General features: G+C 41.7%; 9 protein-coding genes. 2 read left to right on the forward strand and 7 right to left on the reverse strand.

What is annotated here, in order from left to right; genetic code table 11:
• Nucleotides 1-54: 54 nt before the first annotated feature.
• The 7 genes from DBR40_RS11170 to DBR40_RS11195 all read right to left on the reverse strand — a co-directional run bounded on the left by DBR40_RS11170 (nucleotide 55) and on the right by DBR40_RS11195 (nucleotide 9,575).
• Complete coding sequence (locus DBR40_RS11170) at nucleotides 55-1,380, reverse strand: amidohydrolase (RefSeq protein WP_124559830.1); 1,326 nt, start codon at nucleotides 1,378-1,380, stop codon at nucleotides 55-57.
• A 444-nt stretch (nucleotides 1,381-1,824) separates the two neighbouring features.
• A complete protein-coding gene (locus DBR40_RS11175) occupies nucleotides 1,825-2,679 on the reverse strand; it encodes an AraC family transcriptional regulator (RefSeq protein WP_124559831.1) in 855 nt (284 codons plus the stop codon).
• Between the two features lie 227 nt (nucleotides 2,680-2,906).
• Nucleotides 2,907-3,056: a hypothetical protein gene (locus DBR40_RS26680; RefSeq protein WP_158674029.1), complete on the reverse strand. Its 150-nt coding sequence runs from the start codon at nucleotides 3,054-3,056 to the stop codon at nucleotides 2,907-2,909.
• Between the two features lie 68 nt (nucleotides 3,057-3,124).
• Nucleotides 3,125-4,723, reverse strand: coding sequence for a SusD/RagB family nutrient-binding outer membrane lipoprotein (locus DBR40_RS11180; protein ID WP_124559832.1), 1,599 nt, complete (start codon nucleotides 4,721-4,723; stop codon nucleotides 3,125-3,127).
• A 3-nt stretch (nucleotides 4,724-4,726) separates the two neighbouring features.
• Nucleotides 4,727-7,828, reverse strand: coding sequence for a SusC/RagA family TonB-linked outer membrane protein (locus DBR40_RS11185; RefSeq protein ID WP_124559833.1), 3,102 nt, complete (start codon nucleotides 7,826-7,828; stop codon nucleotides 4,727-4,729).
• Between the two features lie 30 nt (nucleotides 7,829-7,858).
• Nucleotides 7,859-8,881 (reverse strand): FecR family protein, encoded by a 1,023-nt coding sequence (locus tag DBR40_RS11190; protein ID WP_124559834.1) that lies wholly within the window; start codon nucleotides 8,879-8,881, stop codon nucleotides 7,859-7,861.
• Between the two features lie 52 nt (nucleotides 8,882-8,933).
• Complete coding sequence (locus DBR40_RS11195) at nucleotides 8,934-9,575, reverse strand: RNA polymerase sigma-70 factor (protein WP_158674030.1); 642 nt, start codon at nucleotides 9,573-9,575, stop codon at nucleotides 8,934-8,936.
• 284 nt (nucleotides 9,576-9,859) lie between these two features.
• Between DBR40_RS11195 and DBR40_RS11200 the strand changes: the two genes are divergently transcribed.
• Nucleotides 9,860-10,744, forward strand: a complete 885-nt coding sequence (locus tag DBR40_RS11200) for an ROK family protein (RefSeq protein ID WP_124559836.1) — start codon at nucleotides 9,860-9,862, stop codon at nucleotides 10,742-10,744.
• Nucleotides 10,745-10,820: 76 nt separating this feature from the next.
• Complete coding sequence (locus tag DBR40_RS11205; RefSeq protein WP_124559837.1) at nucleotides 10,821-13,931, forward strand: SusC/RagA family TonB-linked outer membrane protein; 3,111 nt, start codon at nucleotides 10,821-10,823, stop codon at nucleotides 13,929-13,931.
• Nucleotides 13,932-13,934: the final 3 nt, after the last annotated feature.

Below are 13,934 nucleotides of genomic sequence, written 5' to 3' on the forward strand. Positions count from 1 at the left end.
AACTGTTAACTGCCAACTATAAATTGCCAACTGTTAACTGATAACCGCCAACTTTTAAAACACCACTTTCCCGCCCTGAATAAGCGATTTAACCGGCGAAACCCTTGATACGGCTTCGGCTGAGCAACTGGCATCTACCAATACTACGTTAGCTTTATCGCCTGCTTTCGGCCATTGTCTGTCTCCTTTATCACTTAGCGACACAATGTTTCCTGTAGCCAGTTTTAAAATACGCGAAAGATCGAATTCGGTACGGTAACCATAAATCTGCGCTGCAAGGTTTGCTTTTTGTAAAATACTACCGGTGCCAAAAGTGCTCCAATGATCTACAATACAATCGTTACCGGCCACAACATCTACACCGTATTTATATAAAGTGGGTATTGGCATAGGCGTGCCCGACATTGGGATGGTAGAGGCAATTCCCATTTTAGCTGCACCTAGTTTTTCGGCAATTTCTTCGGTTTTGACTTTATCTAAATAACGTAAAGCAAAAGCATGGCTTACAAAGGTTTTGCCTTTCAATACCGGGTTTTCCATTACTTTGGCAATCAGGTATTCGATGGTCTTAATGCCCGGTTCGCCCGATTCGTGCAGGTGGATATCGATTCCTTTACCATGATCGAGTGCGAGTTGGATGACAAAATCCATGTGTTTTTCTATGCCGCCATCAATGCTGGTTGGATCGAGACCACCAATAAAATCGATATCCATTTTAGCTGCTTCTTTCATCAACTCGGTTGATTGGGTATAATAAAGCCCATGCTGCGGAAAAGCTACCAGTTCGGCCTGAAACGAATCTTTTTTATTTGCTAAAGCGGTTTGCAGGTGTTTTAAGGAATCGAGTTTTGAAGTAGGCTCAATGTTAACATGCGAACGGGCATAACCTGTTCCGTACGATTGCAGCAGTTCGATTAGTTTTTCGGTGCGCGTAACAGAGGTTTTTAGCAGTTCGGGTATAATCTGTTGCTCAAAGGCAATCATATCTTTTACGCTCCTGTTTTTCTTCAGGTGTGCCTGCCATGGTAAACCATAATAAGTTTTATCGAGGTGGATGTGCATATCCTTAAAAGCAGGCAGCATTAGCCAGCCTTTGGCATCGATAGCTTTTGCATTGGCTTGGTTGGGCGCAATGTTTTTAATTTTGCCATCCTCAATCTCAACCATAAACAATTCTGTTTTGGTATGTATCACATCTTCACCATCGTAGTCGAAACCAGTTTCGAGCCTTACATTTTTTAGGGTGTAGCTTTTGCCCAAAGGTTTGCTGAGTGTATTTTCTGCAGCATCGGCCTCTCCGGCAGAAAGCAAACAGCTACTTGCCAATAAAATAGAAGAGCTTTTAATAAAGTTTTTTCGCGTGATGGATTGTGGTGTCATATACGGTTAAAATCTGAACTACAAACATAGCACACCGCTGATTTTTTTAAGCGTAATATTTATCTTAAAAATTGTATCATTTATTACTTTGGAGGTTAACTGGTTAATTGTTGAAATCGGTTAACTGTACCGGACAGATTGCTTCAGGCCAAACCGTAAGCGCTTAATATCGATCTGTTTTAATTATTTATTAATAAAAATCTGCGTTTCTTTTCTGTGTAATCTGCGGGAAAACTTTGTACGCTGCTTCCGCTCATTGCGAGGTACGAAGCCTGTCTGCTGCAGGCAGGTAATCTTACTACTACGGGTTGGTTAAAAGCATTACTCTTCAATTTCAAATAGCAATCGTTGTAAGATTGCTTCGTCGTTCCTCCTCGCAATGACGATTCTTCTATTGGGGGTGTCCCTGGTATTGCAGCCGAGGTAGTGGTAACTGAAAACTGCTTAATTGTTTAAATGATTCCTAAACTGTCTCGGACTAATGTGCGTGTGCTTTTTAAAGAATTTAGAGAAATAGGCCATATCATAAAAGCCAAGATCGAAAGCAATGGCTTTAATAGGGTTTTCGGTGGTGAGTAATATCCGTTTGATTTCGAGAATTAACCTTTCGTGAATCAGTGCAGTAGCCGAAACATGGAAATGCTTTTGGCAAAGGATATTGAGGTAATTGGCAGAAATATTCAGCTGACTGGCATAATACGAAACCAGCTTTTCGCTTTTATAATGTTTATCTATGAGTGCCAGGTATTTAAATAAAACCGGCTTGCTCTGGTAAACGGTTTGCTTGTTGAAAATGGTTTCTGCCTCGCGACTAATCATTAAAGCAATGAGCCGGAGCCTGGTCGTAATCATCTCGGCTAAACTATTTGCAGCTTCCAGTTCGGTTTTTACCTGTTTAATCTCGTATAAAATCTGCTCAAATGTTGCCTTACTGAGCTTAATAACCGGGTAGTTTTGGTACAGCATTAATGAAAACCGCAATGAATTGGCCAGCGTTTCAAAAGTTTGCCGGTTAATCATAATCTGGTGTGCAACAGTATTGATACCCAGTTTCCATTGGTGTATCTGCTCCGGAAAAAGCAGGTGCAGTTGGTACTCTTCAACGGGGTAATCCACAAAATCGATACTGTGGCTCCCGCTGCCTTGCTCAAAAAGCATAAACAGAAAAAAATCGTGTTTATGGGGCTTTTCAATATGCCTTTCGCCTTCAATATAATGATACAATAAATCACTACCCGGCTGCTGATCAGGAGAAAATTCGTTGATATCGAGGATTGGAAAGTGCGGTGCAGCGGGCATGGGCGAAAGTTACGGAAAAAGTCTTTAGTCTGGAGTCCGAAGTCGGAGGTCCGAAGTTTGGATGCGTAATACTTAAGGCAGCGCTGTCATCTGCAGCAAGGCATCTCTTTTTGTTTGTGCTTGTTACAAAGAGACCCTGAAACAAGTTCAGGGTGACGGACTGAATTGGGTGCCGGACACTGGTAGTCCCCAGATATTGTTAGTCATACTATAAAACCAACCGTTATTTACCGCAACAAAAGCACTGCAATTAATAAAGCAGAAATTACCAGAATAAAGATAATCATCGATTTAAACTCACTGCTTTCCTGTTTGTCTTTATCGCTATCCTCTATATTTTCCTGTTTCTGCTTCTCCCAATTTAACATGTAGTCCATAGGTAATCTCTTAATACAGTAAGTCTGACTACAGATTAACCTTATGGTTTAATATCCGAAATGTTAAATTATTTATCCCACCATACTCTGGCTGTTAAAATATCGCCGCCGTTTAAACGGCCAACCGCTTCTTTATAATTACTGGTATTGTTCAAAATCTCGGTCGACAGGTAAATCATCCGCCGCGGAATGGTTGCATTGGTGGTATTACCGGGATAATTTACAGGTGTAAGTAGCGGATAACCACTGCGTTTCCAGTTTAACCACGATTCGATAAAGTTAAAATTAGTACCGGTGGCCAGCCAGTATTGGGTATTAATGGCATTCAGGCTGTTTTGTTCATTACTTTCATCCAAAGGATTAAGCGAAACATAACTATCAATAGTGCCCTGTGCTATTCTTCCTACCGGATCTAGTTGTGCCAGCGATTGTAGCGCTGCAGTAAGCCCGTTGGCATAATGAGCTGCGGCTGTACCCGTTATATTCCAGCCCCTTACTTTAGCTTCGGCCAGTAAAAGTTCTGTTTCGGCGTAAGTCATGATAAAAATCGGACCACCCAATTTAAGGTACATGGCTGTTTTCGGTCGCGAATATTTTCCGAGAGGGGCAAAATCGGCACCGTTTCCTGTACCGCCGGGGTAGCCAATGGAGTTGCGCACATCTGTTGGTCCTTCCTGCAAATCGAGACCATTGGGAAGGCCTAATTGTACCGCCGGATCACTATTGCCCGATAATTTTTGATCGGCGTTATTGGCCAGTCCGGGTTGTGGCACTTCGCCAATCACCCCTAAACGTGGGTCGTTGGTTTTACGGAGCTGATCAATCAATGTTTTGCTCCAGCGTACTTCGCGGTAATCAGAAAAGGTTCTTAAGGCCAGCGAAGTTCCGTTCTGGCTGTTAAAAGATGAGGCATCGGTAACGATGATGGCATTATCATTGATACTGGTAAAAGTATTGCCAGCGCATTTTTCGGCCCATATTTTGGCCTTTTCGGGATTAACTTTTGTTAGGCGCATGGCCATGCGCAGCAAAATAGAATAGCCCAGTTTTTTCCACTTCTGGATATCGCCCTGGTAAAACAGATCGGCGGTGGGTTTGGGTTTTTGCGGATCGAGGTTTTGAATGGCTTTCTCCAGATCGGTGAGCATGGCATCATAAATATCTTCCTGCTTATCGTACCGCGGATATTTAATGCCCTGCATGGCTTTGGCAGCATCAAAGTAAGGTACATCGCCATAAGTATCGGTTATGCGCTGCAAAATCAGGATAGCCATAATATCGCCAATGTTGATTAGGTTGCTGTTGGTTTCCTGGTTTTTAAGGTTGGCCAAACGCTGCATTTCGCGGATTACCGAGAGCTGCAGGTAACCTTCTTCAAAAATACGCCCCTGGTAATCGGTAAAGTTGGCTACGTTAATGTATTTATCGCCGTTGTTATAGTAATAATAGGTTGAAGCCAGCAACTGCATCATGGTACTTTGGTAAACCAGCTGATAATAACCAATATTGCCATATTTTAATTGCGCTGTAGAAAGCAGTTCGTTGGGATCGTAATCTTTTTCCGGAATTTTGGTGGTATCGGTGTTAATTTCATCGAGCTGTGCTTTGGAGCATCCCGAAATGATGAAACAAACCATCAGTGCAATGTAAATGAGGTTGTTTTTCATCTGTTATTTAAATTTGAAGTTAAAATTGATACCAAATGTTCGTGTAGCAGGTAACGAAGCGCCTTCAATACCAGCATAAGCCAGTATGGGCGAAAACTCAGATTCGGGGTCGATGTTTTTGGTGTATTTAAGCAACGTAAACAGGTTACGGCCAACTAAATCAATAGAAATGCTTTTAAACGGGGTTTTAAGCAAAGCTTTCGGATTAAAAACATAACCCAGTGTAGCCTGCCTGAATTTAATAAAACTGCCGTTTAATACTGATAAGGCCGAAATGTTACTGGCCAGTTCAGGATAGTAACTATATGCCGGCACGTTAGTGGTGTTTTTGGTGCCGTTTTCATAAACGCCATCTACAACTATACCTGTTTCGCGACCAACCAGTGTAGCTTTATTTAAGCCGTTTACATAAGAATAGTTTTCGGTTGCCGATAAAATTCTATTGCCAAACCTAAAGTCAATCAGGAAAGAGAATTGGAACTGCTTAAAGGTAAAGCGGTTGTTAAGTCCGCCGTAAAAGGGCGGGATGGTGGTACCCATGGGCACAAAATCGCCTCGTTTGGGGATACCGTCACTACCTACAATAATATTTCCTGAAGCATCTCTTTTATAATCGTAAGCCATTATTTGCGTAATCGGTTTGCCCACAACCAAAGCGGTATTGGCATTTAGCGGGCGATAAGCCCCCGTTAGTGTGTAATTGCTATTGCCATCTATCGATAACAATGTGTTTTTAACGTAAGTGAAGTTGAAATCGATATCCCATTTCTTATTTTTTTGAAGAATAGGGGTATAAGTAATCGCAGTTTCTATTCCGGTATTGCGCGTTTTACCCAGATTAACATAGGCAGAGGTAAAACCGGTGGTTACGGATTGTTTGGCGTTGATGATTTCGTTATTGGTTACCCGGTGGTAATAAGTTAAATCGAAAGTTAGCCTGCTTTCAAAAAACTTCAGGTTTAGGCCGGCTTCATATTCATCGAGGGTAAAGGGTTTTAGGTTGTAATTGGGTAAATCTTTAGCGAAATCGCCCAGAGGTACGCCGTTAATGTTATCGTTCGAAGCGTAGTAAATCTGCGTGGTGTAAGGGGTGGTTGGTTCGCCGCTGGTACGGGCATAATCTAAGCGGAGTTTACCAAAACTTAGGTTTTTGATGGAAAGCAAATCTGAAAAAATAAAACTGCCCGAAATACCGGGAACAAATATACCCCTGTTGTTTGAAGGTAGGGTAGAATATACATCGTACCTGCCCGTTAATGAGAAATTTAGCAGTTGTTTATAGGCCAGATCGGCAGTAAAGTATGCCGATTCTGTTACTATTTTTGAAATGGCATGGATGCTGCTTTTGGTAACCAGGTTTTCAGGAGTGTATAGGTAAGGGATGATAAACTGTGAGCCCACTGTTTTATCTGTAGCACCGTTTCTTTCACGGTAATTTGCACCAAGCGAAACATCCATGTTGATGTTTTTGCTGATGTTTCGGTTTGCGGTGAGCAAAAAATCTGTATTAAATTCAGAAGTATGGAGTGTGTCGAGTTTGTTAATACCGCCCTGCCTGTTTACCGAAAAAGCTGTTCCTGTTGGTAAAATACTAAGTAATTGATCATTGCTAACATCGTAGCCCATTCTGCCCTGTATGGCCAGCCAGTTATTAAATTGGTATTTTACAGAGCCCGACGAAATGGAGCGGTTGCGTTTGGCGTAATCGGCCTGGCGGTTGAGCAAAAAATAGGGGTTGGTTTTATATTCATCGGCATTCCAGCGGCTTTCGTTTCCATTGGTATCATCGTATCCAGGTGCCAGCAACGATTCGTCTAAACTGGTAGCCAATGCTGCGATGCCATAATTGGCGTTTAATGGCCCATCGCTCAGGTAGCTTTTATTCTTATTGTTTTCGTAAATGTAATTGCTGTTAAAACCAATGGTAAGCTTTTTCGACAGGTCGAAAGAACCGTAAACATTAAATGTTTTACGGTTTAGGTGGCCGTTCTTTAAAATAGAACTGTGATCGAGGTTAGAGGCCGAAAGGCGGTAAATGCTACGTTTTGTGCCACCTACCAGCGAAATGGTATTGGTAAAGGCAGGTGCAATGCGGTAAAAATTTTTGATGTTGTTTTTAGCAGGCAGGTAAGGTTTCGATGAGCCATCAACCTGTGGCGAAAGTTTGCCATCCATTTTTTCTCCCCAGCTCGAAATGCCTGTAGAAGTTGCCCCATAAAAATCGGCCGGGCGTTTGTTTTGTGCTCCCTGACCATACACATATTGAAAATCGGTGTTGTTTACAGGGCTATCGAAAGAAAGGTTGGAATTATATTCGAACGATGAGGAGGCATTTTCTTTTCCGCTCTTTAAGCTAATAAGGATTACACCATTTGCCGCCCTGGCTCCATATAAAGCGGAGGCTGCCGAACCTTTCAGGATGGTAACCGTTTCAATATCATCGGGATTGATGTTGCTGATACCGTCGCCATAATCGGCACCACCATACTCATTGGCACTGCCGCGAATGCTGTTATCGATAGGCAGGCCATTAATTACAAACAGGGGCGAAGCGGCGCTCATACTGGCAACCCCTCTCAGTAAAATCCGGGCTGAAGAGGAAGGCCCGCCGTTAGTACCATTAATGCTTAAACCGGCAACACGGCCCTGTAACGATAGGATAAAATTAGATTCGCGTGCCTGGGTTAAGGTTTCGCCGGGCACTACTGTTACGGCATAGCCAATTTTACGGTTGTCTTTTTTAATACCCAGAGCAGTTATTACCACCTCTTTGAGATTGGTGGCTGTATCGATAAAGCCGCCACGATGTTCGAGTTGCTTAATTACAATAAGTTGATTGGGCAACAGGGCATAGGTATAGCCTGTATTTTTTAATAGCCGGGTTAAAACATTGGTTACCTCGGCATCCTGCACTTTTAGGGTAATGAGGTGTTGCGGGATTTTCGATTCGCTGAAAACAAAGCGGTAGCTGGTTTGATGCTGAATGGAATCGATTACACTTTCGAAACTTACTGCTTTTACATTGAGGCTAACCCGGGTTTGAGCATAACTATTGAGGCAACAGAACAGGCATAATAAAAAAAGTAATTTCGAAATCAGCCTCATAACAACAGATCAGCCCCCGGTTTAACAACATCAGTGGTAAATGTAAACAGTTTGATCTTTTATTTTATAATTAAAATGCTCAATCATCTTTAGCGCATCGAGCACTTCGGTAATACTCTCCTGGGTAAACTGGCCGGTAAATTTCAAATTCTTCAGCTTTTCGTTTTCGAACATAATTTTTATGCCATACCATCTTTCAAACTGATTGGTAATGGAAGCGAAATCACTGTTTTTAAATGTAAGCCTGTTATTGGTCCACGAGGTTTCGATAATTGTAGCGGGATCTTGTCCTGCAAAATAATGTAACTGCTCCATACTGGCCTCTTTTTTCTGGTTGTGCAGTACAAATTTATCGTTGGGTTGCAGTACGAATTTTTGGTTGCTGTTATCATTTACCCGCACTTCTACACGACCTCTAATTAAGGTAGTTTCTGTAAAAGCATCGTTTTTATAGGCTTTAACATCAAAGGCAGTTCCTAAAACTTTTACCTGTATTTTATCGGTATGGATAATAAAAGGGTGTGTTGCATCTTTGTGTACATCGAAAAAGGCTTCACCTGTTAAGTATACCTCGCGGGTATTACCTGTAAAGTTTGCAGGGTATTTTAGTTCGGATACGGCATTTAAGGTTACTGTGGTACCATCGGCCAGGGTAAGCTTTTTAACCGATTTGGCAGGTGTGTTGGCCAACTTCCAAACCAGCTCAGCAGCAGGTTGGGTTGTAGTTAAAAAGGTTTTATAAGCTAAGAAACCACAAGCGATTAATACGATTACAGCTGCAACTTTTAACCAAATGCTGTAATTCATTGAAGCTTTTAAGGGCTGTACTGCCGGTTCTTCTTTCGTGCTGATCTTTGTAGTGATGCGATTGAAAACTTCGTCGACATTGTGGCCTGGCGCTTCTTTTTTCGAAAAATAAGTACTTAAAGATTGATACTCCTGCTGATAACTTTCGTTTGATGCAAGCAGCGTTTTAAATTCGGTCGATTCTTCAGGTGAAATTTCACCAGCGAGTTGTTTGCCAAGCAATTCTGTAAATCTTTGATCTGTCATTTGTGTTTTACCCTCTGTGTATTAATATAGTACTTAAAGATTTAAAAATTGCCTACAACATATTTAAAAAAGTGATCATTCCCAATAAGATAACTACGCTAATGAGCTTTTCGCCTATTTCGGCATTGAAACCAGTTGGCTTTTCGCTTTTTAAAACCAGCCTGAGTTTGGCTATGGCCCTAAACAGCTGGGTTTGTACCGTTCGCGGACTAATCTCCAGAATATCGGCCACTTCTTTATACTTCAAACCGTTTTCTTTAATTAACCTGAATACCAGTTTAGCCTGTGCCGGCAGTGTTTCTATGGCGCTATCGAGTTTTTGGTGCAGTTCTTTTCGCTCCAATAAACTTTCAGGTGTATAGGTTTCGACGGGATGGTGTGCCTCATTTTCGGCCAGATCGATAAAAGTGTTCCCCGAGTTTTTTTTGAGGTATTTTAACGATTGGTTTCTAACGGCTACAAAGAAATAGTTTTCGGGCTGCTGTACATGGGTACTTGCCTTTCTGTTCTCCCAGCATTTCACAAAAATTTCGGCTATAATGTCTTCGGCAGCTTCCTGATCGCGCACGTAATAAAGCGCGAGTTTATGCAGACTGTTATACAGATGGCGGTAGAGCGCTTCGAAAGATTTAATATCATCCTCGAGACAAATCCTGGTCCATAAAACAAGAAAATCTGGCTTGGCTACTTTCAATTTCTGCGACGCTATTTGGTTAAATATAAAGTAATAATAAAAATAATTATCAAAAAATGCATTTGCCTGTAGGCAGTTTTTCGTAAAAACAGATCATTGTTAATAATGCCGCTAAAGTTTTTGGCGGTTAATGTTAATTGTAAAACTGTTTTAACCAATATAAACCCCTCTTAATCATGTATAAAGCGCAAAATGATCGTGCAAGGTACATTGGCCCTTTACTGGTAAAAGGATTTACCAAAGTTGCTAAAACTTTTAATTGCTTACCTCATTAAACAAAATAAATGACAACAAATAAATATGTTCTGGGTGTAGATATCGGCGGCTCGCACATTACTGCGGCGGTAATGGATATGGAAAGCAGGCTTATACTTGAAGATTCTTATACCCGTTGCCGCATTGATGCGCATGGAAAACCAGCAACAATTATTAACAACTGGAAAGCGGCTATTGATTTAGCTTACGGCAAAGCAGGACTGGAGATAGATAAGATTGGGATTGCCATGCCAGGGCCTTTTGATTATGAAAACGGGATATCGCACATTGCCGGTAACGATAAATACGAAGCTTTTTACGGCTTAAACGTAAAAGAAATGCTGGCCGGCGCTTTAGGCATTGAGGCGGGCAATATTTTAATGAAAAATGATGCAGCCTGCTTTTTAGCCGGCGAAATGTTTGCAGGCGCTGTTAAAGATTATGCCAACGTGATTGGGATTACCTTAGGTACTGGCCTGGGTTCGGCTGTGGCCGCTTATGGCAATACCCGCGATGCCAACCTCTGGTGCTCATCGTTTCAGGATGGCATTGCCGAAGATTACCTGTCTACCCGCTGGTTCTTAAAACGGTATTACCAGCTTACCGGTGTAAATATTATTGATGTAAAAAGTTTGACCGAACTGTACGATGAAAGCGAAACCATCAGGACCATTTTCGATGAATTTTCGCAGCACCTTGCCGCCTTTTTAATGCTGTTTTTACAAGATACCGAGGCCGACGTTATTGTGCTTGGTGGTAATATCAGCAATGCCTGGCCACGGTTTTTACCTAACGTATTGAAAGCGTTTAAAGCCAATAGCATCGAGGTACCCCTGCGCATTTCAGAACTGAACGAGCGGGCTGCTATTGCCGGCGCAGCCAGTTGCTGGGAAAACCTGGCGGTAACCAGCTAAAAATTTAAAATGAACGCCTAAATATTATAAAGCATAACAATTAACCAAATAATAAATAAATCTTATCACAATGAGTATGAAAAGATCACTACAACTCACATGCTTATTACTGTATGCATCGGCAGGTTTATATGCCGCTGAAACAGTTAATAATGCATTGCCGCTAACTTCGCTTAGTGCGCATTACCAGGAACAGATTAAGGGTACCGTAAAAGATGCATCGGGCTTAACCGTGCCTGGCGTAACGGTAAACATTAAAGGTACACAGGTAAATACGCAAACCAATGCCAACGGGCAATATAACATTGCTGCCAAAGCCGGCGATGTGCTGGTATTTTCTTTTATTGGTTACCAAAGCAAAGAAGTTACTGTAGGTACGCAAACAACTATCGATGTAACCCTGGCCAACGATTCGAAAGAACTGGAAACCGTTGTGGTAACGGCCTTAGGTATAAAACGTTCGGAAAAATCGCTAACCTATACCACACAGCAGGTTGGTGGCGAAGAACTGAACAAAGTAAAAAGCCCTAACCTGGTAAACAGCTTAAATGGTAAAGTTGCCGGTATGACGATCAGTCCGAGTACTTCGGGTGTGGGTGGCTCGGCCAAGGTAATTTTAAGGGGTAGCCGCTCGGTAAGTGGAAATAACCAGCCTTTGTATGTAATTGACGGGGTTCCGATTAGCAATAACGGTAATGCCAATGCGCAGCAAAATAGCGTGTTTGGTGGCGGTCAGGATGGAGGAGATGGTATATCAAACCTAAATCCCGACGATATTGAGAGCTTAACTGTATTAGAGGGTGCCTCAGCGGCAGCACTTTATGGTAGTCAGGCTCAAAATGGTGTAATTTTAATTACTACAAAACAAGGTAAGGCAGGCAAAACACAAATTGGTTTTTCTTCGAGTTTAACTTTCGATAAAATTGCCTACAAACCTGAATTTCAAAATAGTTACGGCCCTGCATCTACCAATACAAGGGACAGCTGGGGTGGAGCTATCAGCAACAGTACCGATAACCTGGATCAGTTTTTCCAAACTGGAACAAATGCCACTAACTCCATCAATTTCTCGGGCGGATCGGAAATTGCCCAAACTTATTTTTCTTATGCCAATACCTATGCAAGTGGCATACAGGAAGGTAACAAGTTAAACAGGCATAACATTAACCTACGTGAAACAGCTAAGTTTTTAAACAATAAATTAACGGTTGATGGAACCGTGAACTACATTAACCAAAGGATTAACAACAGTCCTTCAATTGGTTTGTACAACAATCCTTTAGTTGGTTTGTATCTTTTCCCTCGTGGAGTAGATATTACCCCATATAAAAACAATTACCTGTTGGCAAACAATGTGGGTACAGCGCGCCAGAACTGGTTGGGCGGAAGTGCAGATATTAATCAGAACCCCTGGTGGTTAACCAATTTAAATCCGAATACAGCCGTCAGAAACCGCTTTTTATTGAGTGGTAACGTTAAATATGAATTTACATCGTGGTTAAACCTGCAGGTAAGGGGTAATATTGACCGCAGTACTGATGATTTTGAGAACAGACGTTATTCGGGTATCAACGGAAACTTCAACTCTAACGGAAGAGGTTATTTATCGCAAAACACCCAAACTTTTATTCAGAAATATGCCGACGCGATTTTAAATGTTACTGTACCTATGAAAGGATCGGACTTTAAAATTAACGGATTAATTGGTGGTAGCATTAACGATCAGAAAACTTCGGGTTTATCATTAGCCGGCGATCTTGCTGCTGTTGATTTATTTACTCCAAATAATACGATTGTAGCAACTGCAGGTAACTACACCTCTGATGTATTAAGCACCACAAAAGCCAGCGACGCTTTCCACAGCCAATTGCAGGCCGTGTTTGCGAATGCCAATATTTCGTATAAGGATTGGGCTTTCTTAACTTTAACAGGCAGAAACGACTGGTCTTCGAACCTTTCATTTACGCCTAATGTTTCTTATTTCTACCCATCGGTAGGTTTATCATTCATCGTATCGCAGATGGTTAAACTACCTGAAGCCATTACTTTTGCTAAAATAAGAGGTACTTATGCCGAAGTGGGTAACACCGTGCCAGCTTATTTAACCTTTATTCAAAACACTTTGGGTAACGGAGGTGCATTAACCATTAATACCAACCGTGCATTTGCAGAGTTAAAGCCTGAAAGAACAAAATCTTTCGAGATTGGTACGGATATGCGTTTTCTGGCTAACCGTTTAAACTTTAGTTTTACTTATTACAAAACCAACACCAAAAACCAGTACATTCCGGTTAAACCTGCACCATCGGGCCTTGTGGCAACGGGTTATTTAAATGCGGGCGATGTTCAGAACCAGGGCTTTCAGTTTACTTTAGGTGCCGATGTATTAAAAGGAGATGGCCTGAACTGGAATACAGCCATTAACGGATCGTTAAACAGAAACAAAATTATCGATGTAGCAGAATCACAAGGCTTAAATTCAATTGATTTAACTGGTGGAGGTAACAACGCTTATATTTCGCGTATTGCCGCAGGCGGATCGTATGGTGATATTTACGGATATACCTTGCAAAAAGATGCCAATGGCCGTATTGTATTTAGTGGCGATGGAACTGCAGCTAATCCGTATTTTCCAATCAAGAGTACCGATTACAGCTTAATTGCCAATGCAAATCCAAGATTTCAGTTGGGCTGGAATAACAGCTTTAACTATAAAAATTTCAGCTTAAGCTTTTTAGTAGATGGTAAGTTTGGTGGTAAGGTGCTTTCATTAACTGAAGCGCTTATGGACCAGGCTGGTGCATCAAAAGTAACCGGCGATGCCAGGGCACAGGGCGGCGTTAAAATTGACGGCGTTGATGCCAGCGGAAAAGCAGTTTCTGCTACGATTAACCCGCAAAGCTATTATTCTTTCTTAGGTGATAGAAACGGTGTAACCGGCGAATATGTTTACAGTGCAACGGTTGTGCGTTTACGCGAAGCTTCGTTGGGCTATAACCTACCTTTAAAAGGAACCTTTAAAAGCATGCGCTTATCGCTAATCGGTAGAAACTTATTCTATTTCTACAAAAAAGCTCCTTACGATCCAGAGGTTACCATGTCAACCGGTAATGGTTTATCGGGTATAGATGTATTTAACCAGCCTGTAACCAGAAGCTTTGGTTTTAACCTTAATGTTTTATTTTAATCA

The organism is Pedobacter sp. KBW01, assembly GCF_003852395.1.
In the GTDB taxonomy this organism is placed as follows: domain Bacteria; phylum Bacteroidota; class Bacteroidia; order Sphingobacteriales; family Sphingobacteriaceae; genus Pedobacter.